This window comes from Streptomyces sp. NPDC002845, assembly GCF_053591955.1.
In genome coordinates, this window is sequence record NZ_JBSFUU010000116.1 from 1 (window position 1) to 22,814 (window position 22,814).

Annotated in this window: 24 protein-coding genes and 1 pseudogene; 15 read left to right on the forward strand and 10 right to left on the reverse strand. The window is 70.9% G+C overall.

The window, feature by feature from the left end:
* Nucleotides 1-138: 138 nt before the first annotated feature.
* Nucleotides 139-1,644: an aldehyde dehydrogenase family protein gene (locus ACWD3C_RS44090; RefSeq protein WP_451153680.1), complete on the reverse strand. Its 1,506-nt coding sequence runs from the start codon at nucleotides 1,642-1,644 to the stop codon at nucleotides 139-141.
* Nucleotides 1,645-1,845: 201 nt separating this feature from the next.
* Between ACWD3C_RS44090 and ACWD3C_RS44095 the strand changes: the two genes are divergently transcribed.
* Nucleotides 1,846-2,637, forward strand: coding sequence for an IclR family transcriptional regulator domain-containing protein (locus ACWD3C_RS44095; RefSeq protein ID WP_451153682.1), 792 nt, complete (start codon nucleotides 1,846-1,848; stop codon nucleotides 2,635-2,637).
* 176 nt (nucleotides 2,638-2,813) lie between these two features.
* On the opposite strand, the gene ACWD3C_RS44100 is transcribed toward ACWD3C_RS44095, so the two are convergent.
* From ACWD3C_RS44100 to ACWD3C_RS44120, 5 genes and pseudogenes are all read right to left on the reverse strand, one after another.
* Nucleotides 2,814-2,966: a hypothetical protein gene (locus ACWD3C_RS44100; RefSeq protein ID WP_451153684.1), complete on the reverse strand. Its 153-nt coding sequence runs from the start codon at nucleotides 2,964-2,966 to the stop codon at nucleotides 2,814-2,816.
* Between the two features lie 79 nt (nucleotides 2,967-3,045).
* Nucleotides 3,046-3,114: pseudogene (locus tag ACWD3C_RS44105) on the reverse strand (hypothetical protein); the annotation flags it as partial.
* Nucleotides 3,102-3,584, reverse strand: coding sequence for an SDR family NAD(P)-dependent oxidoreductase (locus tag ACWD3C_RS44110; protein WP_451153686.1), 483 nt, complete (start codon nucleotides 3,582-3,584; stop codon nucleotides 3,102-3,104). The gene ACWD3C_RS44110 and the pseudogene ACWD3C_RS44105, both read right to left, overlap by 13 nt.
* A gap of 143 nt (nucleotides 3,585-3,727) precedes the next feature.
* Nucleotides 3,728-4,369, reverse strand: a complete 642-nt coding sequence (locus ACWD3C_RS44115) for a response regulator (RefSeq protein ID WP_451153688.1) — start codon at nucleotides 4,367-4,369, stop codon at nucleotides 3,728-3,730.
* Entirely contained in the window at nucleotides 4,366-6,081 is a 1,716-nt protein-coding gene (locus ACWD3C_RS44120) for an ATP-binding protein (protein WP_451153690.1), read from the reverse strand. The genes ACWD3C_RS44115 and ACWD3C_RS44120 overlap by 4 nt, the downstream gene beginning before the upstream one ends.
* Nucleotides 6,082-6,472: 391 nt before the next feature.
* Here ACWD3C_RS44120 and ACWD3C_RS44125 point away from each other — a divergent pair, with 391 nt between their 5' ends.
* The 10 genes from ACWD3C_RS44125 (at nucleotide 6,473) to ACWD3C_RS44170 (ending at nucleotide 14,579) form a co-directional block, all read left to right on the forward strand.
* Nucleotides 6,473-8,092 carry an AMP-binding protein gene (locus tag ACWD3C_RS44125; protein ID WP_451153692.1) on the forward strand — a complete coding sequence of 540 codons (1,620 nt, stop codon included), beginning with the start codon at nucleotides 6,473-6,475 and terminating at the stop codon, nucleotides 8,090-8,092.
* Between the two features lie 126 nt (nucleotides 8,093-8,218).
* The gene (locus ACWD3C_RS44130) at nucleotides 8,219-8,968 is read left to right on the forward strand and encodes a PIG-L deacetylase family protein (RefSeq protein WP_451153694.1); all 750 of its coding nucleotides are present in this window, start codon (nucleotides 8,219-8,221) and stop codon (nucleotides 8,966-8,968) included.
* On the forward strand, nucleotides 8,965-9,249 hold the full coding sequence (locus ACWD3C_RS44135; RefSeq protein WP_451153696.1) for a hypothetical protein: 285 nt from the start codon (nucleotides 8,965-8,967) through the stop codon (nucleotides 9,247-9,249). The genes ACWD3C_RS44130 and ACWD3C_RS44135 overlap by 4 nt, the downstream gene beginning before the upstream one ends.
* Nucleotides 9,250-9,413: 164 nt before the next feature.
* Entirely contained in the window at nucleotides 9,414-10,451 is a 1,038-nt protein-coding gene (locus ACWD3C_RS44140) for a PDR/VanB family oxidoreductase (RefSeq protein WP_451153698.1), read from the forward strand.
* A gap of 27 nt (nucleotides 10,452-10,478) precedes the next feature.
* Entirely contained in the window at nucleotides 10,479-11,537 is a 1,059-nt protein-coding gene (locus tag ACWD3C_RS44145) for a Rieske 2Fe-2S domain-containing protein (RefSeq protein WP_451153700.1), read from the forward strand.
* The gene (locus ACWD3C_RS44150; protein WP_451153702.1) at nucleotides 11,534-12,250 is read left to right on the forward strand and encodes an alpha/beta hydrolase; all 717 of its coding nucleotides are present in this window, start codon (nucleotides 11,534-11,536) and stop codon (nucleotides 12,248-12,250) included. Before ACWD3C_RS44145 ends, ACWD3C_RS44150 begins: the two co-directional genes overlap by 4 nt.
* 24 nt (nucleotides 12,251-12,274) lie before the next feature.
* Nucleotides 12,275-12,556 (forward strand): muconolactone Delta-isomerase family protein, encoded by a 282-nt coding sequence (locus ACWD3C_RS44155; RefSeq protein WP_451153704.1) that lies wholly within the window; start codon nucleotides 12,275-12,277, stop codon nucleotides 12,554-12,556.
* A complete protein-coding gene (locus ACWD3C_RS44160) occupies nucleotides 12,553-13,299 on the forward strand; it encodes an SDR family NAD(P)-dependent oxidoreductase (protein WP_451153706.1) in 747 nt (248 codons plus the stop codon). The genes ACWD3C_RS44155 and ACWD3C_RS44160 overlap by 4 nt, the downstream gene beginning before the upstream one ends.
* A 55-nt stretch (nucleotides 13,300-13,354) precedes the next feature.
* Entirely contained in the window at nucleotides 13,355-13,723 is a 369-nt protein-coding gene (gene ligA, locus ACWD3C_RS44165; protein ID WP_451153708.1) for a protocatechuate 4,5-dioxygenase subunit alpha, read from the forward strand.
* Nucleotides 13,716-14,579, forward strand: a complete 864-nt coding sequence (locus tag ACWD3C_RS44170) for a class III extradiol dioxygenase subunit beta (protein WP_451153710.1) — start codon at nucleotides 13,716-13,718, stop codon at nucleotides 14,577-14,579. Before ligA ends, ACWD3C_RS44170 begins: the two co-directional genes overlap by 8 nt.
* 123 nt (nucleotides 14,580-14,702) lie before the next feature.
* Here ACWD3C_RS44170 and ACWD3C_RS44175 read toward each other — a convergent pair whose 3' ends face one another.
* Nucleotides 14,703-15,587 (reverse strand): LLM class F420-dependent oxidoreductase, encoded by an 885-nt coding sequence (locus ACWD3C_RS44175; protein WP_451153712.1) that lies wholly within the window; start codon nucleotides 15,585-15,587, stop codon nucleotides 14,703-14,705.
* Nucleotides 15,588-16,155: 568 nt separating this feature from the next.
* Between ACWD3C_RS44175 and ACWD3C_RS44180 the strand changes: the two genes are divergently transcribed.
* Both ACWD3C_RS44180 and ACWD3C_RS44185 read left to right on the forward strand, forming a co-directional pair.
* Entirely contained in the window at nucleotides 16,156-16,971 is an 816-nt protein-coding gene (locus tag ACWD3C_RS44180) for an SDR family oxidoreductase (protein WP_451153714.1), read from the forward strand.
* A 172-nt stretch (nucleotides 16,972-17,143) separates the two neighbouring features.
* A complete protein-coding gene (locus ACWD3C_RS44185; RefSeq protein ID WP_451153716.1) occupies nucleotides 17,144-18,088 on the forward strand; it encodes a nuclear transport factor 2 family protein in 945 nt (314 codons plus the stop codon).
* 81 nt (nucleotides 18,089-18,169) lie between these two features.
* On the opposite strand, the gene ACWD3C_RS44190 is transcribed toward ACWD3C_RS44185, so the two are convergent.
* Nucleotides 18,170-18,985: an SDR family oxidoreductase gene (locus tag ACWD3C_RS44190; protein ID WP_451153717.1), complete on the reverse strand. Its 816-nt coding sequence runs from the start codon at nucleotides 18,983-18,985 to the stop codon at nucleotides 18,170-18,172.
* A 32-nt stretch (nucleotides 18,986-19,017) separates the two neighbouring features.
* A complete protein-coding gene (locus tag ACWD3C_RS44195) occupies nucleotides 19,018-19,863 on the reverse strand; it encodes an LLM class F420-dependent oxidoreductase (RefSeq protein ID WP_451153718.1) in 846 nt (281 codons plus the stop codon).
* Nucleotides 19,864-20,032: 169 nt separating this feature from the next.
* Here ACWD3C_RS44195 and ACWD3C_RS44200 point away from each other — a divergent pair, with 169 nt between their 5' ends.
* Nucleotides 20,033-20,971, forward strand: a complete 939-nt coding sequence (locus ACWD3C_RS44200; RefSeq protein WP_451153720.1) for a cupin domain-containing protein — start codon at nucleotides 20,033-20,035, stop codon at nucleotides 20,969-20,971.
* A 30-nt stretch (nucleotides 20,972-21,001) separates the two neighbouring features.
* Here the strand turns inward: ACWD3C_RS44200 and ACWD3C_RS44205 are convergent, their stop codons facing one another.
* Nucleotides 21,002-21,574, reverse strand: a complete 573-nt coding sequence (locus tag ACWD3C_RS44205) for a TetR/AcrR family transcriptional regulator (protein ID WP_451153722.1) — start codon at nucleotides 21,572-21,574, stop codon at nucleotides 21,002-21,004.
* 104 nt (nucleotides 21,575-21,678) lie between these two features.
* Between ACWD3C_RS44205 and ACWD3C_RS44210 the strand changes: the two genes are divergently transcribed.
* Nucleotides 21,679-22,644: an SDR family NAD(P)-dependent oxidoreductase gene (locus ACWD3C_RS44210; RefSeq protein ID WP_451153724.1), complete on the forward strand. Its 966-nt coding sequence runs from the start codon at nucleotides 21,679-21,681 to the stop codon at nucleotides 22,642-22,644.
* The last annotated feature ends 170 nt before the right edge of the window (nucleotides 22,645-22,814 follow it).

The window sequence follows — 22,814 nt, forward strand, 5'->3', positions numbered from 1 at the left end:
GTGAACACTTCGGGCCGAAGTGTTCACGCTTCCGAGTCGGGCACCGCCACACATGGTCCACTCGTCGGCCTGCCCACGCCACAGGCCGGACTTCGCCAACAGCGTCCGCTTCCGCGTGCGGGGCCCAGCCGTATCCACTCAGCCCTGCGTCGTGATGGTGTGCGGTTCGGTGAAGGAGAGCAGGCCGTCCGGCCCCATCTCGCGTCCGATGCCGCTCTGGCGGAAGCCGCCGAAGGGAGCCCGGTCGTCGCACGCGACGGCGTTGGCGTGGTTGATCCAGGTGGTGCCGGTGCGCAACCGCTCCGCGAGGGCGGCGGCACGGGCGGGGTCGGCGCTCCAAACCGAGGAGCACAGGCCCGACCACTCGTTGTTGACCTGGTCGAGTACGGCGTCGACGTCGTCGAAGGGCAGGATCGGCAGGGCGGGGCCGAACTGCTCGTCGGTGACGATCCTCAGGCCGGGGTCCGGGTCGAGGACGAGTGCGGGGCGCAGGAAGTGGCCGCCGGATGCGGCGGCTCCGGGGGCCAGAGTGCCCAGTTCGCGGATCTCGGTCCCGGCGTCGGCCGCCTCGGCCAGCATGGCGTCGATCGTGTCGCGCTGGGCGGCGCTGTTGAGGGGGCCCATGGTCGAGGCCGGATCGACTCCGGGGCCCACGCGCTGGGTGTCGAGGGCGGAGGCGAGTGCGTCGACGAGTTCTTCGTAGCGGGAGCGGTGGACGTACACCCGTTTGACGGCCATGCAGACCTGGCCGCTCGTCAGGAACGCGCCCTGGACGAGCCGCCCGATGTGCTCCTGGTCGAGTTCGGCGTCGTCGAGGACGATCGCGGGGTCGTTGCCGCCGAGTTCCAGCGTCACCGAGGCGAGGTTCTGTGCGGCGGCGGCCATGATGTTCTTGCCGGCCGCGGTGCTGCCGGTGAACACGATCTTCCGGACGCGGGGATCGGTCAGCAGCGGGGCGACCGCGTCGTTGCTGCCGGTCACGACGTTGAGTACGCCGTCGGGGAGCCCCGCGGCGAACATTTCCAGCGTCCGCACCATGGCCAGCGGCACGGTGGGCGGGGGCTTGACCACGGCCGTGTTCCCGGCCAGCAGCGCGTACGGCAGGCTCGCCCCTAGGATCGCGATCGGCCAGTTGAACGGCACGATGACGGTGACCACGCCCATGGGGAGCCGGTGGATGTGCGAGGTCAGCGGCGGGCCGTCGAGCCGCCCCACCCGGTCGAGGGAGTCGACCAGGTCGATCGCCGCCCGGGTCCGTGCGACGAAGACGCCCATCTCTATCTGGCTCTCGAAGGAGATCTTGCCGTTCTCGCGGGTCATCAGAGCCGCACGTTCCATCACGCTGTCGTCGAGCAGAGTGAGCGCCTGGCCGATGATCTCGGCTCGTCTGCGGGCGGGCATCGCGGCCCAGCCGGGGAACGCCGCGTCCGCGGCCGCCACCGCCGCGCGCGCCTGGTCGGAGGTCGCCGCGGCGGCGTGGCCGACGATCCGGTCGGGGGCGGCGGGATCGTGGACGGGCGCCCAGTCGTCGGTCTCGACGGTCTTGCCGTCGATGAGCAGTCCGGTCCGGACGGTGGCCGCCGGGGTTTCCTCCGGCGCTGTTCCGAGTTCTGTTGCGAGTTCTGTTTCGAGCTTTTCGGACATACGGCTCTCCCAAAGGGTCAACCAGAAGTTGTCAGCGGACAGATATCCGCATGGCGGACAAACTGAGGTCAGAGTTGCCTCGACCTCACCGGTGTGTCAATGGCCTCGCACTGAAGAGGCCTGGGAATGCGGTCCTGTCCGCATGGCGGACACCCGCTAGGCTGAGTGGGAACCACCGACGGATCGCAGCCGAGGAGCCACGTGGCACGCCAGGGAGCAGGACCGGATTTCATCGAGGCGCTGGCCCGCGGCCTGGAGGTCATCGCCGCGTTCCGGCCCGGCCGGCCGAACATGTCGTTGTCCCAGGTCGCCGGTGCCACGGGACTGGCCAGGCCGACCGCCCGCCGGATCCTGCTCACCCTGGAGGAACTCGGCTATGTCCGCTCGGGCGAGGCGGGGTTCGCACTGACCCCGAGGGTGCTCGAACTCGGCGTCGCCTACGTGCGTTCCATGGGGCTGTGGGACATCGCGCGGCCCCATATGGAGCGGCTGGTGGAGCGGACGGACGAGTCGTGCTCCGTGGCCCAGCTGGACGGCTCGGACATCGTCTATGTCGCCCGGGTGGCCGTCCCGAAGCTCGTGACGCTGTCGGTGCAGATCGGCACGCGTTTCCCGGCGCTGCCGACCTCCCTCGGCAAGGTGCTGCTCGCCGCGCTGCCGGCGGACGACCTGGAGCGGGTGCTCGCCGAACCCTCGCGCTCGGGGCTGACGCCGTGCTGGCAGCCCGAACGGGAGGAGCGCGACGCGGTCCTGCGGGAGGTGCGGGCCCGCGGATGGGCGCTGACCGACGAACAGCTGGCGCCCGGCATCCGGTCGGTCGCGGCTCCGCTGCGGGACGGCTCCGGCCGGGTCATCGCGGCGCTCAACGTCAACTGCCACGCGGCCGAGACATCGGTCGAGCGTCTCGCCGAGGAGTATCTGCCGCTGCTGCTGGGGACCGCGGGAGACATCAGCGCGGACTTCGCCCGCGTCTCCGCCGTACCGCACACCTGAAAGGACAGGTGTCCGCGGTACGGACACCTGAGCCGGAGGCGCGTCACGCGCCGCCGATGGCTCCCAGGTCGAGTGGCGTGGGCCTGAACTCCTGCAACCGCTCCGCGTAGGCCCCGGCGAAGAGGTCACCGGCCGACTCCGCGGTCCAGCCGCCCTCCCGGAACCGTTCGTCGACCTCAGCGGGGTGCGTCCACAGGGCGATCCGGTCGCCCCCCGGCGGCGATGGCCTGTCCGGTGACGTGGGCCGACCCCTTCGACGCCAGATACACGATCACCTGTGCGACGTCGTCCGGCGAGCCGAGCCCCTGCCGCCGGGCCGCCTCGGGCACGGGCTCCCCCGCGTCGACCCTTCGCGACGAGGTCGCCGAGACCGGGGATGGTCGCGACCATGCGGGTCAGCGCGGTCGGCACGATGGCGTTGACGGTGACGTCGATCTTCGCGAGCTCGACGGCCCAGGTCCGCGTCATCGCGACGATCGCGCCCTTGGAGGCCGAGTACGCGGTCTGGCCGAAGCCGGCGCGCTGCCCGGCGGGTGGATAAGCCTGCCGCCCTCACCCTGCTCACGGAAGCGGGCCGCCGCGGCCCGGCCGCAGGTGAACGTGCCCCTCAGGTGGCCAGTGCCGACGAGGTCGAAGTCCTCGTCGGTGGTGTTGCGCAGGGTCCTGTCGCGCAGGGCGCCGGCGTTGGTGATCATCACATCGAGCCGCCCGAACTCGTCGACCGCGCGCCGCACGAGCGCGTCGGCGAACTCGGAACCGCCGACCGCGCCGACATGGGCGACCGCCGCTCCGCCCGCGCTCGTGATCAGGCCGGTCGTCTCCGCGGCCACATCGGCGTCCGGGTCGTTCACGACGACGGCGGCACCCGCCGCCGCCAGCGCGCGGGCGTAGGCCCGTCCCAGGCCCCGCCCCGCTCCCGTGACAATGGCGACTGTGCCGTCGAGCATGATGTCCTCCTGAGCTGGGAGCCGGTACGGCGACTCCCCGAGCGTAGGAACGCCTCGGCCCCGCGAGGATCGGGCCGATGACGGCACCTGCCGCCGACCTGTGTCCCGGCCGGTACGGGACATCCGTCGCGGTCGGTGCGCAGTCAGCCCTGCGGCGGCACCAGCCCCTGCCGCACCGCGAACAGCGCGGCCTGGGTGCGCGAGGTGAACCGGAGTTTGCGCAGCAGGTTGCTGACGTGCGTACGGGCGGTCCGCTCGCTGATCACCAGCTCGTCGGCGATCTGCTGGTTCGACCGTCCTTCGGCGACGAGGACGAGGACGTCACGTTCCCGGCCGGTGAGTGCGGCGAGACCGGACGGCGGCGAGACGATCTCCTGGGTGAGCCCCCTGGCCACGGCGGGGTCGAGGAAGACCTCGCCCCGGGCGGCCGCGCGGATCGCGGCGACCACCTCGCCCGCGTCGGCGTCCTTGAGCAGGTAGCCGGCGGCGCCCTGCGCGAGGGCCGCGTGGACGCGTTCCATCTCGCCGAAGCTGGTGAGCACCACGACCCGTACATCGGGGTGGCGCTGCTTGATCGCTCCGATCGCCGTCGCCCCGTCCATCTTCGGCATGAGCAGGTCGATCAGCACCACGTCCGGCAGTTCCCGGTGCGCCGCCATGGCGTCCAGCCGGGCCAGCGCCTCCTGGCCGTCGGCGGCCTCCGCGGCCGCTTCCATGTCGTCCAGGACCTCAAGATAGGCGCGGATGCCACGGCGGACGACGGCGTGGTCGTCGACGATCATCACCCGGATCGGGCGGGATTCGGCGTCTCTTGGAGCGACATCGCCGACGGGGCTCTCCGGGAGCCGTCCGCCGCCGTTTCGGGGGCCGGTTCCGGCACCCGCACGGGGAGGGGTATGACGACGCGCACGGTCGTACCGCTCCCCGCGCGGGATCTGATCCTCATGGTGCCGCCCCATCGTTCCGCCCTTTCCCGCATGGTCGTCAGTCCGTAGCCGTGGTACCGGGCCGCACCGGCCGTCCGGCCGCCCTCCCCTGCCGAGGTCCCCGAGGCCGCCGAGATCTCTGATGCCTCTGGTGCCTCCGACGCCTCCGAAGTGGCCCCGCGCCCGCCGGATTCCGGCAGTCCGCGCCCGTCGTCGCGGACACTCGCGGTCAGTGTGTGGTCGTGTACGCCGAGGCGGATGGTGGCGGTGGTGGCCTCCGCGTGCTTGACCACGTTGTGGATGGCCTCGGCGACGATCCGGTACATGTCCTCGGCCAGGTCCGGTTCGACCTCCTCCAGCCCCTCTTCGCACAGCAGCCGGATGCCCAGGCCCGTCCGGTTCTCGGTGCTCTTGACGAGCGCGCTCACCGCGTCCTCCAGCCCGAGCCGGGTGGAGGAGGACGGCCGCAGCTCGTGCACCATGGCCCGGAGGTCGGCGAGGACGGTCCGCGAGAGGGCTCCGACCTCGTCGGCGAACGTCCGGACGGCCTCCGCGGGAACCGGTCCGCCGCGCGCGCCCAGCACCCCGACGGCGTTGGCCTGCATGCCGATGGAGAACACCTGCTGCACGATCGAGTCGTGCAGATCACGGGCGAGGCGCTGGCGCTCGTTCCGCCGGGCCCCTTCGCGCTCGCGCTGGAGCAGCGTGGTGTAGTCGACCGCGCGGGCGGCCTGTTCCGCCATGGCGGCGAGGAACTCCAGGGTCCGGCCGCCGACCTCCTGCCCGGGGGCGAAGTAGGCGTTCAGCACCCCCTCGGGACGGCCGCGCGCCATCAGCGGCACACTGGCGAAGGAGTCCCAGTGCAGCTCGCCGAGGTAGTCGTGCAGCGGTTCCCAGGCCGGGTCCTCGCGGATCTGGGCCCATCGGTGGGGGACGACGACCGGTTGGCGCTCCTTCAGGGTGTCCAGCATGCACAGCCGGGCTCCCCTGTCGCGGCACTCCAGCAGACGGTCGAGGAACACATCCCAGTGCCGCAGCCCCGCGGAGCCCATCAGCCGCAGTTCCCGGCCGGTGCTGTCCAGGATGAGGATCTGCGCGCCGGCCAGGCCGTCGGCCTGGACGATCTGCTGGGCCACGGCGTCCAGCGTCGAGCCGAGCGACCCTTCCGGGGCCAGCGCGAGCGACGTCTGGGCGATCGCCGCGATCCGGCGCTGCCGGTGCGACGCGTCGGTGACGTCGCGGAACGACACGACCGTGGACTTGAAGTCGGCCGGCAGCTTGCGGGCCCGGTAGGCGAACTCGCGCGGGGCTCCGGAGGCGGACACCCAGAAGGCCACATGCTCGTCCGACTGCTCCTCCAGCAGCCCTGTCCCACACCCGGCGGTGCCCTCCACGAACGTGAACGGGGACGGCTTGCCGAGCAGCTCGGCCTCATCGTGCGCACCGCACAACGCGACCGCCGCCGGGTTCAGCCGGACGAACCGGCCCGCGCAGTCCAGTACCGCGAGGCCGTCCGGCGCGACGGCGGCGATGTCGTCCCACCCCGCCAGCGGCGCAGGCGAACCGGGCATGACCGATCTCCTCAACATCGTCAGCGTCAGCGGCGACGAGCCACGAGCCCGCCCCGAAGGCCGCTCTGCCATGGTGATGCGTCCGTGGAACACGCCGGGCCGGAGGGCGGACGGGGACGACTCACGGCCGGCCACAGCATCGTAGCCCGGCGGATTCGAGGCGGGCCTACGTCATTCGACCTGTTCACCGCCCGGTCGAAGCGCCGAGCCGGTTCGGTCATTGGTCATGTTCCCGCGCAGCCGGCACATGCCTAGGTTGAGGAGGGGCCCCGTGGACCCGCAACTCCCCCGCGCCGGGCCCACGGGGCCGCTCGGGCGGTGTGCTCGGCCCTGCGGTCGGTCCGCACGCATGCTGTCCGTCCGAGCCCCCGAGGACGAGGAGGTCTGAGGTATGGACGTGTCCATCGGCACGATCTGGGAGGCGGTCTCCCACGCGCTGCCCGATGCCGTCGCCATCACCGAGCCCGGTCGTGAGACCACGTACCGGGAATTCGACGAGCGCGCATCACGGCTGGCCGCCGCGCTGGAAATGGCCGGGGTGAGGGCGGGCGACACCGTGGCCTGCTACCTGTACAACGGCGCCGCCTATCTGGAGACGGTCTTCGCCGCCTTCAAGCTCGGTGCCGTACCGGTGAATGCCAACTACCGCTACACCGGCGAGGAGCTGTCCGAGCTCCTCACCGACGCCGACGCCGCCGCGGTCGTCTTCAGCGGCGCCCTCGCCGACCGCGTCACGCACGCGGCCAAGAACGTACGCACCCTGAAGCTGCTCGTGCGGGTGGGCGATTCGCCCGAGGGGCCCGCCGTACCCGAACTGGAGGAGCTGCTGGCCGCGCACGCACCACGCGAACCGCGGCCGCGCCCCGGATCGGACCGGCTCTTCATGTACACCGGCGGGACCACGGGCAAGCCGAAGGGCGTGATCTGGCAGCTGAGCGACCTGCTGCACTCCCTGGTGGTCCCGATCCTCCACCCGCTCGGGGTCACCGAGCTGCCCGCGACCCTCGACGAGGCCGTGGCCATCGCGACCGCGGCGCACCGCGAGGGCCGGGCGGCGACCACCATGCCCGTCGTACCCCTGATGCACGCCACCGGGCTCTTCAACACCATGGGCGCCCTGATGACAGGTGGCCGGGCGGTCACCGCGCGGCCGGGCGGTCTCGACCCGGAGAACGTCTGGCGCACGATCGCCGAGCAGCGGGTCGACACGGCCATCGTCGCCGGCAACGCCGTGTGCCGCCCGCTCGTCGACGAACTCCTGCGGGCGGAACAGGCCGGAACCCCGCACGACCTGAGCTCGCTGCGCCGGATGATCAGCTCCGGCATCGCGCTCAGCGATCCCCTCAAGAGGGCCCTGCACGAACGTGCCGAGGTCACGGTCGTCGAAGCCATCGCATCGAGCGAAGGGGGCCCGTTCGCCTTCGCGATCACCTCCTCGGTGGAGGATCTGCCCGCGCGTTTCTTCCCCGTGCCCGCGACGCGGGTGATCGGCTCCGGTGACCGCTTCGTCGAGGCCGGCAGCGACGAGACGGGCGTCCTCGCCTACTGCGGGCCCATGCCGCTCGGCTACTACAAGGACACCGAGAAGAGCGCGAAGACGTTCCGCACCATCGAGGGGGTCCGGTACGCGATCCCCGGCGACCTGGCCCGGATCGAGGCCGACGGCGCGATCCGGTTCCTCGGACGCGGCTCGGGCGTGATCAATACCGGCGGGGAGAAGGTGCACCCGCAGGAAGTGGAGAACGCCCTGCTGTCGCACGCCGATGTGACGGACTGCGCCGTCGTCGGCGTCCCCGACGAGACCTGGGGCGAGCGTGTGGCGGCCGTCGTGGCGGTCCGGCCGGGCAGCACCGTCACCGCCGAGGAACTGCGCGACCTGGTCCGGCAGGGCCTCGCCGGCTACAAGGTGCCGCGTTCCGTCGTCCTGACGGACAGACTGCCGCGGACCCCGACCGGCAAGCTCGAAGCCGCCTGGGCCAGGAAGGCGGCTCAGGAGGCCGACTCGGCCTGAGCGTGACGACTCGGCCTGAGCGTGACGGCGTGTGGCCGATGCCTTCGCCGTTCGACGCCCCCTTTCATCCCCGATCACCCCCGATCGCCCCAAGCCCAAGGATTCACCCCAGCCCAAGGAGTCCAGATGCCCCCCAACACCTCCAGCCCGTCCGAAGGGGCGCTGCTGGTGATCAGCGCGCACGCGGGCGACTTCGTCTGGCGGGCCGGCGGCGCCATCGCCCTGGCCGCCGAACGAGGTCAGCGTGCGAAGGTGCTGTGCCTGAGCTTCGGCGAGCGCGGGGAGTCGGCCCGTGCCTGGCGTGACGGTCTCGCCCTCGACGAGATCAAGGACCTGCGCCGTACGGAGGCTTCGAACGCCGCGGCGGCGCTGGGCGCGGAGATCGAGTTCCTGGACGCCGGGGACTATCCGCTCGTCGAGACACCGGAGTTGGTGGACCGTATCGTCCGGGTCTACCGCGAGGTCGGTCCGTCGGTCGTGCTCACCCACCCGCAGGCCGACCCGTACAACGGCGACCACCCGGCGGCCTCCCGGATGGCGCTCCAGGCGCGTGTGCTCGCCCAGGCGGTCGGCTACGAGGCTCCCGGTGAACCGCTCGGCGCTCCCCCGGTGTTCTTCTTCGAGCCGCATCAGCCGGAGCAGTGCGACTTCAAGCCGAACCTCCTGCTGGACATCACCTCCGTCTTCGACAAGAAGCGCAAGGCCATGGAGTGCCTGGCCGCCCAGCAGCACATGTGGGACTACTACACCGACCTCGCCAAGCGCCGGGGCGTCCAGCTGAAGCGGAACGCCGGCCCCAATCTGGGGCTGCCGCACGCGACCATGGCCGAGGCGTACGTACGGCTGTATCCGCAGACGACGGGGGTTCTGGCGTGACGGCGCAGAGCGTCGCGGAGCGGGTCCTGGTGACCCACGTCTGGGTTCCGTTCCGCGACACCTCCCTCTACGTGGACCTCCCGGTCGGCACCGTCGACACCCCCGATCAGCTGGAGCTGCTGGCCGGTGCCGTGTCGCACGGCGACATCAGCCGCGATTCCCGCTACGGCGAACCGATGTGGCGGCTCGACGCGCGCGACCTGCACGCCGTGGTCGAAGCCCTGTGGACCACGGACCACCCGGTCCACATCCACCTCGACCAGGCCCCGCCCGCCCCGTGACGTCACGACAGATGACGTAGACCGGCCGTGACCTTGTGCCGCCCCGGACCGGTCATCCGGGCAATGACCTGGTCGTTCGACGGCCGATAGCTTCCATGAAGAGCAGCCCGTGGCCAATCGCCGCCACGGCGCCCCCAACCGGCAGTGCTGAGGAGATGAACGCCATGACGGGCCCGTCGACCACCGCCCTGGACACACCCGGCACCACCGGCACCACGACACCGGCCGGGCCGCCGCGCGACACCGATGCCGATGCCGTCGGCACCGTCACCGTGCTCTCCCGCCGGGTCGAGGCGGACGGAGTGGTGTCGCTGGAGCTCGGGACGCGCTCCGGCGAACCGTTGCCGCCCTGGCAGCCGGGCGCGCACATCGATGTCGTACTGCCCACGGGTGTCACCCGCCAGTACTCGCTGTGCGGCCCGGTGGGGAACACGGCCCGCTGGCGCGTCGCGGTGCTGCGGGAGGCGGACGGACGCGGCGGATCTCGGTGGATCCACGACCACCTCCACGAGGGCGGCGAACTCCGGGTCCGCGGCCCGCGCAACAACTTCCCCCTGCGGCCCACCGCGCGGTACCTCTTCGTCGCGGGCGGCATCGGCATCACTCCGCTGCTCCCGATGATCGCCGAGGCCGAGGCCGCCGGGGCCGACTGGTCCCTGCTGTACGGCGGCGGCACCCGCGCGTCCATGGCGTTCCTGCCCGAACTGGAGGGCTACGGCGACCGCGTGACCGTACGACCGCAGGACCGGTACGGGCACCTCGACCTGGCCGGCTTCCTCGGCGAACCGGACCCATCCGCGCTGGTGTACTGCTGCGGCCCCGCGGGGCTCATCGACGCCGTCGAGGCGTACTGCGCCACATGGCCGGCCGGGTCCCTGAACGTGGAGCGGTTCGCCGCCGCGGCCGGGCAGGGGCCCGCCGAGGGCGCCGACGAGCAGCCGATCGAGGTGGAGCTGCAGGCGTCCGGGATGACGCTGACCGTGCCGCCGGAGCTGTCGGTCCTCAAGGCGGTGGAGGAGGCGGGCGTCCCGGTCCTGTCCTCCTGCGAGGAGGGCATCTGTGGGTCGTGCGAGACGGCCGTCCTCGACGGCGAGGTCGACCACCGCGACTCACTGCTCACCGAGGACGAGCGGGCCGCGAACGACACGATGCTGATCTGCGTCTCCCGCGCGCGCGGCGGGCGCCTCGTCCTGGACCTCTGACCGGACATCTGAAAGGAGAGACTCGCCATGCTGACACAGCACGTGCGCAACGGCTGGTACCTGGGAGCCTGGTCCAACGAAATCGGCCGGACGCTCACACAGCGCTGGATCACGGACATCCCGGTCTGCTTCTACCGGCTTCCCGACCAGACCGTGACCGCCGTCGAGGACCGCTGCCCGCACCGCAAGTACCCGCTGTCGCTGGGCCACCTGGACGACGACGGCACCCTCCAGTGCGACTACCACGGCTACCGCTTCGACGGTCAGGGCGTGTGCGTCGGTGTCGCCGAGCAGGCCGACCGGCCCAAGGCCGCGCTGCGCCGGTTCCCCCTGGTCGAGCGGGACGGTGTCATATGGATCTGGCCCGGTGACCCCGAACTCGCCGACGAGAGCCTGCTGCCCGACACCTCGTGGCTGAGCGACCCGGGATGGACCCACGTCCAGGGCGTGGTGCCGCTGAAGGCCCGGCACGTGCTGCTCCTGGAGAACCTGCTCGACCTCACCCACGAGACGTTCCTGCACCCGACGAGCATCGGCAACGCCGCCGTCGCCGCGACCCCGATCGACGTGACCGTGGACGGCGACCGGGTCAGCTTCAGCCGGCACATGATCGGCATCCAGGCTCCCCCGTTCTACGAGAAGTCCTGTGGGCTGACCTCGCCCGTGGACCGCTGGCAGGACGGCGAGTTCCACCCGCCGGGCGTCTTCATCCTGCACATCCGCGTCGCCCCCACCGGAACCGAGGAACCGGAGGGCTTCCACATGCGGGTGCTGTACGGGATGACGCCGGGGCGCGGCAACGAGACGCACGACTTCTACGCCCTGGGCCGCGACTACCTCATCGACGACGAGGAGCTCACGAAGTTCCAGCACGAGCAGCAGCTCGCGGTGATGCAGGAGGACGTCGACGCCCTGGAGGCACAGGAGGTCATGTACGCCACCGACCCGGGCGGCACCGCCGAGTCCAGCATCAAGTCCGACCTCGCCGCGCTGCGCGGACGCCGCGCGCTGGCGAAGATGCTCGCCCGTGAACAGCCCCGTGAACCGCAGGGCGACCGTGCGGCGCGTACCAGGGCATCCGCATGAGCGGCCGCCACGTCTTCGTACTGCTGCACGGGGCCTGGCACGGGGGCTGGGTGTGGCAGCGCGTGGCACCGCGGCTGCGCGCGGCCGGGCACGAGGTGCACACCCCCACGCTGACCGGGGTGAGCGACCGCGCCCATCTGCTGGGTCCGCAGGTCGGGCTCGGCACGCACATCCAGGACGTCGTGGCGCTGATCGAGGCCCACGACGCCCGGGACGTCGTGCTCGTCGGGCACAGTTACGCCGGCCAGGTCGTCACCGGGGTCGCGGACCGGGTGCCGGAGCGGCTGGCGAAGCGGGTGCACCTCGACGCCTTCGTCGGCGGCGACGGTGAAGCGGCGATCGACCTGCTGCCTCCCACCGTCGCCGGGCACTACCGGGAGTCGGTCGCCGGGCCCGGCTTCGGCTGGCTCATTCCGGTGCGCTCGCTGAGCGTGCTGGGCGTCGAGGACCAGGCGGACCTGGACTGGCTCGGCCCGCGCCTGACCCCGCATCCGTGGCTGACGTACACGGAACCGCTCCGGCTGACCGGCAAGGCGGACCAGGTGCCCGGTGTCTTCGTCGAATGCACCGACTGGATGCGGGTGTTCACCCCGCACGCCGAGCGGGCCGCGGCCCGGGGCTGGCCGGTGCACGAGATCGCCACGGGACACGAGGCCATGGTCACGGCCCCCGGCGCGCTGGCGGACCTGCTGCTGAAGATCGCGAAAGCCTGAGACCCTCCCGAGAGGGGACACCCCATGGAATTCCTCGTCCGCACCGAGAACACACTGCCCCCGGACACCCCCGACGACGTCCGCGAGGGACTGCGCAAGGCCGAGCGTGAACGAGCCCAGCAGCTCCGTGAGGCGGGAATCCTCAAGCGCCTGTGGCGGGTTCCGGGCCGTAACGCCACCATCGGCCTGTACGAGGCGGCCGATCCGGCGGAGTTGCACGACGCGCTGGTCTCCCTGCCGATGTGGAAGTGGATGGACATCACCGTGGAGGCGCTCGCCACCCATCCGCAGGAGAAGGCGCCATGACCGCCGGCCCGGAGGGCAGGAGTCCACGGATCGCGGTGGTCACGGGCGCCGCGGGCGGCCTCGGCGGCGCCATCGCCCGCAGACTCGCCGCGGACGGGTTCACCGTCGCCGCGCTGGACATCGCCGAACCGGACGGTACGAGCGAGACCTCCGGCGTGCGGCACTGGCACTGCGACGTCAGCGATCCGGCCGCGACCCGCCGGGCGGTGGACGAGATCGTGGAGGCGTACGGCGGTGTGGACGTCCTGGTCAACAACGCCGGTCTGCTGTCCGGCCGGGCCGGTCTGCTGGAGACGACCCCGGAGGAGTTGCACCGCTTCTTCGACGTCAACGCCGTCGGCCCGCTGCTCATGGTGCAGGCCTGCGTGCCGTGGCTGCGCGGGAGTCCGCACCGGGGGCGGGTGATCAATGTCGCGTCCCGCACCTTCTTCACGGGGTCGCCGGGCCAGATCGCCTATGTGGCCGGCAAGGGCGCCCTCATCGGCATGACCCGGGTGATGGCGCGCGAGTTGGGCGAGCACCGGATCACGGTCAACGCGGCGGTGCCCGCGCAGGTCGCGACGCCGGGCACCCGGGCGCACTCCGGCGACGAGGTGTTCGCCGCGACCATGCGGCAGCAGGCGATCCAGGAGTTCGTCACCCCGGAGCACTTCGCCGGGCTCGTCTCCTATCTCGCCTCGCCGGACGCGGCCATGGTCACCGGCCAGACCTATGTCTGCGACGGCGGCGGGCTCCTTCACTGACCACACGGCGACCACACGGACCACACGGCAGAACACCGGAAAGGAGGGGACCGCGATGTCCGCCACTCCACCCCGTGCCACACCCCGGGTCCCCGGCACCTACGTCTTCGACGCCGCCGAGAGCCGCCGCGGCCGGGCGCTCAACCGGCTCTGCGGCTCCCTGAAGTACGCCGAGAACCGCGCGCGCTTCCAGGCCGACGAGGCCGCGTACTGCGATGCGTACGGTCTCTCGGCGGAGCAGCGGGACGCCGTCCTGCGGCGGGACTGGAACCGGATGATGGAGCTGGGCGGCTCCATCTTCTACGTCTTCAAGCTCGCCGTGCTCGACCAGAAGTCCATGCAGTACCTGGGTGGTGTGTTCACCGGAATGACCACCGAGGAGTTCGCGGAGGCGTTGAGAGCGGGAGGGCGGAGCTTTGGCTGAGATCATTTGGGGACTGGCCACCTCGCACGTGCCGTCGATCGGTGCGGCGATGGACCGCGGGAAGACCGAGGACCCGTACTGGAAGCCGCTGTTCGACGGGTACACACCGGCGCGGGAGTGGATGGCCCGGCACACCCCCGATGTCGCGGTCGTCGTCTACAACGACCACGCCAACGCCCTCGACATGAGCGTGACGCCGACGTTCGCGATCGGGACGGCCGAGTCGTACGAGGTGGCCGACGAGGGGTGGGGCAGCCGCCCCGTGCCGACGGTCACCGGCGCCCCCGACTTCTCGGACCATCTCGTCGGGAGCCTGATCGACGCCTCCTTCGACATGACGGTCTATCAGGAACTCGACGTCGACCACGGCCTGACCGTGCCGCTGTCGGTGTACTGCCCCGACCCCGGCGACAGCTGGCCGTGCACGGTGGTGCCCCTCCTGGTGAACGTCATCCAGTACCCGCAGCCCACCGCCGCGCGGTGCCTGGCCCTGGGGAACGCGCTCGGCGAGGCGATCCGCTCCTACCCCGAGGACCTCAAGGTCGCCGTCTTCGGCACCGGCGGCATGTCCCACCAGCTCGCGGGCGCCCGGGCGGGACTCATCAACCAGGACTTCGACCGCATGTTCCTCGACGCGATCGAGCACGACCCCGAGAAGCTGGCCGCGCTGACCCGCGAGGAGTACATCCGCGAGGCCGGCTCCGAGGGCATCGAACTCATCATGTGGCTGATCATGCGCGGAGCGCTGGGGTCGCGCATCCGCCGCGTGTACGACACCTACCACGTGCCCGCGTCGAACACCGCGGCCGGGATGGTGCTGTTCGAGAGCCTCGGTTCGTCATCCGTCCGACGGTGACCGAAAGGCTCCTGGAAGCGCCGGATCTGGTGGCCGTCATACCGAGGCGGGCCCCGTGTGCCGATCGCCGATGCGGCGCACGGGGCCCGCTTCTCGCGTTGCCCCGGACCAGGTGAGGCTCCGTCAGCGGTCAGCGCCCAGTTCGGCCAGCGCCTTCGTCACCGGCGCGGCACAGCGCTCGATCCAGCGGGCGGGGGCGCCGTCCGGCGGGGCGACGATGGCCTCCTCGACGCCCAGTTCGGCGTAGTCGGCCATGGCCTCGACGAAACCGTCGAGCGTACCGCTGGGGTCCATGTAGAGGACTGTCTTGCGGATGGCCGAGTAGTCACGGCCGATGTCCTCGCAGTGACCGCGCAGCACCCGCAGTTTGTGGGCCGTCTCCTCCGGGCTGGAGACGAAGAGGTTGCAGGCGTCCGCGTACTGGGCGACGAGCCGCAGGGTCTTCCTCTCACCACCGCCGCCGATCATGATCTGCGGGTGCGGGGAGCTCACCGGCGCCGGTACGCAGAGCGTCTCGGCCAGCTGGTAGTGCCGGCCCTCGAAGGGGCCGTTGTCCTGCGGGTCCCACATCTGCTTGCAGATGCGCAGGGTCTCCTCCAGCCGCTCGAAGCGCTCGGCGACCGGCGGGAACGGGACGCCCAGGCCCGCGTGTTCACGCTCGTACCAGGCGGCGCCGATACCGAGGAAGGCCCGGCCGCCGGAGAGCACGTCGAGAGTAGTGACGATCTTGGCCAGCAGCCCGGGATGACGGTACGTCACCCCGGTGACCAGCAGGCCGAGCCGAGTCGTCGAGGTGTGGGCGGCGAGATGACCGAGGGTGGTGTAGCCCTCCAGCATGGGTTCGGTCGCGCCGAGGCCATGGAACTCCATCTGGAAGTAGTGATCCATGACGGAGAGTCGGCTGATGCCGGCCTCCTCCGCCGCCGCGCCCGTGGCGGCCAGTTCGGGTCCGAGGGCGGCCGGGCCGTCGGGGTGGTTGAACCTCGTGATGTGTACGCCCAGTTGCATGGCGCTCTCCTGTTCTTGGTCCGCTGACGTGGGTGGTGGAGATTCCGGGAGATGGTTCGAGGGGGTCCGGGGCGCCGGCGCAGCACCGTTGCGCCCTCCGGTCGACTGCGGGACCCATCGTGGATCGTCGACAGCCCCGCTCCGCCGTCACGCGCCTCCGTCGGCGCGGCGCCGGAGCCCGTCGAGGAGCGGGTCCAGCATGCGACCCGCGCGGTCGCGCGGCCCTTTGTCGCTGGTGATCAGCAGGACACCCGCTTCGGCTCCGGCGTCTTTGGCGCGTATCCGCGTATGGCGCCGGTCACAGCTTTCCTTCCTCCCGGACAAACGGAGGGTCCTCCACTTAGAGTCGAAGCCGAATCGGAGGCACCTCCGGTTTCGAGCGTAGCAAACCAGGAGAACCACGAACACGGCTACAGGGACAGGCATCACCACTCCCTTCACCGCCTGGTTCACGGCCGCCGAGGTCGTCGCGGACATCGACCTGCGGCACACCTGTGGGACGTCGCCGAACAGCTCCTCGCCCGCCCCCGCTTCCGCTCCACCGCACCCACCCGTGCGAAGGATTCCCATGTCCAAGATCTGGTTCGTCACCGGCTCGTCCCGCGGCCTGGGCCGCTCGTTCGTCGAGGCCGCGCTGCAGCGCGGTGACAAGGTCGCCGCCACCGCCCGGAAGACCGACTCCCTGGCGGACCTCGTCGCCGCCTACGGTGAGCAGTTGCTGGCGCTGCCGCTGGACGTCACCGACAAGGCCGCCGTGTCCGACGCCGTCGAGAAGGCCCACGCGCACTTCGGCCGGCTGGACGTCGTCGTCAACAACGCCGGCTACGGCCACTTCGGCATGGTCGAGGAACTGACCGAGGCCGAGGCACGCGATCAGTTCGAGACCAACTTCTACGGCGTGCTCTGGGTCACCCAGGCCGTACTGCCCCTGCTGCGCGCCCAGGGCGGCGGCCACATCGTGCAGGTCACCTCCGTCGGCGGAGTCCTCGCCTTCCCCAGCCTCGGCGTCTACCACGCCTCCAAGTGGGCCGTCGAAGGGCTGTCCGAGTCACTGGCCGCGGAGGTCGCCGGACAGAACATCAAGGTCACCATGGTCGAGCCCGGCCCCTACCCCACCGACTGGCCCGGCGCCTCCGCCGCCCGCTCCGAGCCCGACCCGCTCTACGACGGGGTCCGCCAGGCCCTGGCCGACGGCCTGGACCTGTCCGACCTGGGCGACCCCAAGGCCGTCGGCCCCGCGCTGCTGAAGATCGTGGACGCCGAGAACCCGCCGCTGCGGGTGTTCTTCGGCAGGCCGCCGATCCAGATGGTCAAGGACCACTACGCGCGCAAGCTGGCCGACTGGACCGAGTGGGAGCACGTCTCGCTCGCCGCCCACGGCTGAGCCGCACCGCCCCCGCGCCGCACGCCCGGCCCGGGGCGAGGTGATCGCCGCGGCGGAGCCGCACATGTACACAGCCCCGCGCCCCTTCGGGGTGCTGCCCAACCGCAGCGGATTTCGCCCGGCCTGCTCAGCCCACCACCTCCTTCTCAGCCCCGCATTGGAGAACACCGTCATGCGCAGCACCCTCCTGTCCCGCAAGGCCGTCGCCACCCTGCTGGCCACCGCCGCCCTGGGAGCCGTGACCGGCTTCGCGCCCGCCGCCACCGCCGCCCCGCCCGCCTCCAGCACGGCCGCCGCGGGCGCCTGGCAGCCCAGCCCCGCCCAGCAGGAGCGCAACAAGGCCCTTGCCGTCCACGTGACCAAGCGGCTCTTCGAGCACGGGGACCTCTCGGCCGCGGACAAGTACATCCGTGAGGACTACATCCAGCACAACCCCTTCGCCTCCGACGGCAGGGAGGCGCTCAAGGACTTCGTCCGCTCCTGGACCGCGCAGTTCCCGGACCACGAGTACAGCGTCAAGAGGGTCCTCGCCCAGGGCGACCTGGTCCTGGTGCACGCCAACACGATCCCCGAACCCGGCGTCCGCGGTCAGGCCGTGGTCGACATGATCCGCTTCGACAAGAGCGGCAAGCTCGCCGAGCACTGGGAGGTGGCACAGGACGTGCCGGAGACGACCGTCAACGGCAACGACATGTTCTCCACGGTCAGCCATCCCCGCACAAGCCGGCCCGGCCCCCGCTGGCTGACGCCGTTCACCGAGAAGGTGGCGGTCGAGTACTTCGACATGATCACCAAGGACAAGAACCCCGACGCGGTCAGGTACCTGGCCGCGGAGTACCAGCAGCACAGCCCCACCATCCCCAACGGCTCGGCCGGCCTGCGCGAGCAGTTCACCGACTTCTTCCGGCAGTTCCCGAACATGATCGTGGAACGCAAGCGCGTCATCGCCCAGGGCGACCTCGTGGCCGTCCACGCCCACTACCGCCTCAACCCGGGGGACCGCGGCCAGGCCGTCGTGGACATCTACCGCGTCAACAAGTACGGCAAGATCGTCGAGCACTGGGACGTCCTCCAGGACGTACCTGCGGAGTCCGCCAACGACAACACCATGTTCTGATCCACGCCGAATCCAGCGTCTGACCGAAAGGGGCCCCTTGCCGACCGATCGGCAACGGGCCCCTTCGGGTCGGGCGGGCTGTCAGCCCTGGGCCCGGACGGAGAGGTCGGCCCAGTCGGCCCAGGTCTTGAGCCGGTCGGCGTAGACCTGCGGGAGCATCTGGTTGCCCTGGGTGCCGAAGAAGACCCGCAGCGGCGGGTTGTCGGAGTCGACGACCTCCAGCAGCGCCTCGCCGGCGGCGACGGGGTCCCCGAAGTCCAGGCTCTGGACGAACGCGTCGAGCTGTTCACGGGTGGGGTCGTAGACGGGGTTGGGGTCGGCCTGGACGGCGGACGAGCCGCCCCAGTCGGTGGCGTACCCGCCGGGCTCGACCAGTGTCACCTTCACCCCGAGGCCGGAGACTTCCTGGGCCAGCGACTCGGTCAGCCCCTCCAGGGCCCACTTCGAGGCGTGGTAGCCGCCGAGCAGCGGCCAGGCCGCGACACCGCCGGTGGAGGAGATCTGCACGATGTGGCCGGAGCCCTGCTCGCGCAGGTGGGGCAGGACCGCCTGGGTGACCCACAGGGCGCCGAAGAGGTTGGTCTCCAGCTGGTCGCGCAGTTGCTGCTCGGTCAGTTCCTCCACGGCGCCGAACAGGCCGTACCCCGCGTTGTTGACGATCACGTCGAGGCGGCCGAAGTACTCCTTGGCCCGCTCGACGCTCGCGAAGACCGCGGACTTGTCGGTCACGTCCAGCTCCAGCGGGAGTACCGCGTCGCCGTGGGCCGTGACGAGGTCGGTCAGCGTGCCGGCGTCACGCGCGGTGGCGGCGACCTTGTCGCCGCGGGACAGCGCGGCTTCGACGAAGCGGCGGCCGAAGCCGCGGGAGGCGCCGGTGACGAACCAGACCTTGCTCATGGTGTTCTCCATCTTCAATCTTCAGTGTTCGATCAGTTGTGGAATGCGGCGGGCAGCGGAGCCACCTCGTCCAGGAAGCGGCGCACGGTGTCGGCGTCGGCCGGGGGCGCGTACAGCACCGCTCGGTTCACGCCGATGTCCCGCAGCTCCGCCAGGTGCGCGGCCTCGGGTTCGGCGCCGTAGACGGTCACCGGCACCTCGTCGGCGCGCCCGGCCGCACGTGCCGCCGCGCGCAACTTGACGATGCGCTCGGCCAGTTCGGGCACAGGCATGCCGGCGTGCGGCATCCATTCGTCGCCGAAGTCGAGCACCCGGTCGGCCACGCGAGGTCCCGAACCGCCCACCAGCACGGGCGGGCCGGACGGCCGGTGGGGCTTGGGCCAGGACCACAGCGGACCGAACCGCACGTGCTCGCCGTGGAATTCGGCGACGTCGTTCTCCCAGATCTGACGCATCGCCTTCACCCGCTCGGCCAGTACACTCCAGCGGCGCGCGGGGTCGGTACCGTGATTGGCGATCTCCTCGCTGATCCATCCGGCACCCACCCCGAACAGCACGCGCCCGCCCGACAGGGCGTCCAGGCTGGCCACGGCCTTGGCTGTGGCGATCGGATCGCGCTGCGGCAGCAGGCAGATACCGGCGCCCACCTTCAGATTCCGGGTGGCGGCCGCGGCGTACCCGAGCGCGACGAACAGGTCGTGGGTGCGGGAGAAGTGCGCGGGCAGCTCCCCCACCTCCGCGCGGCTGCTCTCGGTGGCGGGCATATGGGTGTGCTCAGGAAGGAACAGCGATTCAAAACCACGCTCCTCGACCGCACGCGCCAGTTCGTCGGGTCGGATGGCGAAGTCCGCGGGGAACATGGCGATGCCTAGTTTCATGGCTTCCGTCCTACGTGGCGGCCGACGGTGGCGCGCCGTTCTGGGGCTGTCGTTCACCAACGACACTAGGCAACGGTTTCAAGAGCATCCATGACAGAGAAGCTCAGAATTTTGCTCCAGAGTCTCATCATCAGATCCTCTGCATCATTCCGACGCTAGGGTGTGAGGCATGGATGTACTCGCCGACGTACTGGCTGCCACGGGCTTCAAGGGCGTTCTGCTGGCTCAGCTGCGTTCGTCCGGCTCCGGCTGGGGCTGCGCCGTGGACCAGCTCGACACCGCGGGATTCCACCTCATCGCCGAGGGCGCCTGCTGGCTGCGGACCTCCGACGCGCCGCCGATGCAGCTGGTGTCCGGGGATGTGGTGCTGCTGCCGCGCGGCGCCCCGCACCAGCTCATCGGGTCACCCCACGAGGACGCCCTGCCCTACGCGGAGTTGGAGGCCGCTCACCCGCCGGGCCGCGAGGGCGTGGTCGACCTCGGGGGCAACGGGCCCGTCGTGCGGGTGGTGTGCGGCAAGTTCCACTACACCGGCGACACCACCGGGCATCCCGTCCTGTCGGCGCTGCCCGAGGTCATCCACATCCCCGGCATGAGCGCCGACCCGCAACTGCAGGGCATCATCCGGGTCCTCGCCACCGAGACGGCGGGCGGCCAGCCCGGATCACGTGCCGTGGCGACCCGGCTGACCGAAGTGCTGTTCGTGCTGATGGTGCGCGCCTGGATCGAGCGGGCCGACGCCGTCGACGAGACGGGACCGTCGTGGCTGACGGCGCTGCGTGACCCGCGCATCGGAGCCGCCCTGTCGCTGATGCACGAAGAGCCGCACCGCGACTGGACGGTGGAGAGCCTGGCCCACACGGTCGCGATGTCCCGCCCGGCCTTCGCCCGCCAGTTCAAGGCGGTGGCCGGCCTGACCCCGCTGGCCTATCTCTCCCGGGTACGGATCGACCAGGCCGCCCGTCTGCTGCGCGACACCGACGCCCCGGTCGGCAACATCGCCCAAGCCGTCGGATACAGCTCCGAGTTCGCCTTCTCCCGCGCCTTCTCCCGAGAGCACGGCATCGCGCCCGGCCGTTACCGCCGTACGGCCTCGGCCCGCTCGTGACACACCGCGAACGCCCGGCCGGCACACACCTCAGCCGGCGCCGTAGCGAAGCCCGTCGAGCAGCAGGTCGAGCATGCGGTCCGCACGGTCGCGCAGTCCTTTGTCGCTGGTGATCAGCAGGACACCGCCGAGGCTGAATCCGACGTCGAGGGGGTCGACGTCGGAGCGCAGGACGCCCGCTTCGGCTCCGGCGTCCAGCAGAGTCCTGATGGCCGTGCTGATCCGGTCGAGGCTTTCGGTGAACGGGTCCGCGCCGGAGGCGATGACGGCCCGCAACGCGTCCGCCAGGCCCTTCTTGGTGGCCAGATAGTCGATGAACCGGTCCATCCACAGCCGCATCGCCTGATCGGGCGGGAACTCGGCGAGCAGCTCCGTGGCGCTGTCGCAGACCCGGGCGACCTCGTTGCGGTAGGCGGCCTCGACCAGCGCCTCACGGGTGGGGAAGTGCCGGTAGAGCGTACCGATGCCGACGCCGGCGTCTTTGGCGATGGCTTCGAGCGACGCGTCCGTGCCCCGCTCGGAGAAGGCACGCACGGCGGCCTCCAGCAGACGCTGCCGGTTGCGCTGCGCATCGGCACGCAGTCCGCGTGTGGTGGCGGTCACAGCTTTCCTTCCTCCTGGACAATCGGAGGATCCTCCGTTTATGGTCCAAGTCCAATCGGAGGCACCTCCGGTTTCGAGCTTAGCAAACAGGGAGCGTCGCAAGAATGACTACGGGGACACGTATCACCACTCCGTTCACCGCCGAGTCCACGGCCGCCGAGGTCATCGGGGACATCGACCTCACGGGCCGCCGCGCCGTCGTCACCGGCGCCGCGTCCGGCATCGGCGTGGAGACCGCCCGCGCGCTCGCCGGAGCCGGCGCCGAGGTCACTCTCGCCGTGCGCAACGTCGTCGCCGGCCAGCGCACCGCCGAGGACATCCGCGCAGCCACCGGCACCGACCGGGTGCGGGTCGCCCCGCTGGACCTGGCCGATCCGGCGTCCGTCCGCGCGTTCGCGGAGGCCTGGCAAGGTCCGCTGCACATCCTGGTCAACAACGCGGGCGTGATGGCCCCGCAGGAGACCCGGACGCTCCAGGGCTGGGAGTTGCAGTTCACCACCAACCACCTCGGGCACTTCGCCCTCACCACCGGACTGCACGCCGCCCTCGCGGCGGCCGACGGTGCCCGTGTGGTGTCGGTGAGCTCCAGCGGCCACCTCTTCTCACCGGTCCGCTTCGACGACCTCCACTTCACCAAGCGGCCCTACGACCGGTGGCTGGCGTACGGGCAGTCCAAGACCGCCAACGTGCTGTTCGCCGTCGAGGCCGGGCGACGCTGGTCCGACGACGGGATCACGGCCAACGCGCTGATGCCCGGCGGAATCCGGACCAACCTGATGCGCTACGTCGGCGAGGCCGAGATGGCGCTGTTCATGACCCACCTCCAGGCACTCGTCGGCGAGGGGAACCCCCTGCCCGAGATGTCCTTCAAGACGGTCGAAGAGGGCGCCGCCACCTCCGTACTGCTCGCCGCGTCGCCCGTGCTGGACGGCGCCACCGGCCGCTACTTCGAGGACTGCAACGAGGCCGAACCGCACCGGCCCGGCACCAACACCGGGGTCGCGGCGCACGCCCTGGACCCGGAAGCGACCGAACGCCTCTGGGACGTCTCCGAGCAGCTCCTTGCCTGATTCGCTCGCACCCCGGGGCAAGCCGTAGGCAAATACTTGAAAGTTCAGTTGAAGTTCAAACCTTAAAAGCACTCAGGAGATCACGATGGCCACCACCTTTCGCAGGCACTGGAAGCGCTGGCTGATCGCCGGCGTGGCGACCGCCGCCGTCCTGACCACCGCCGGCCCGT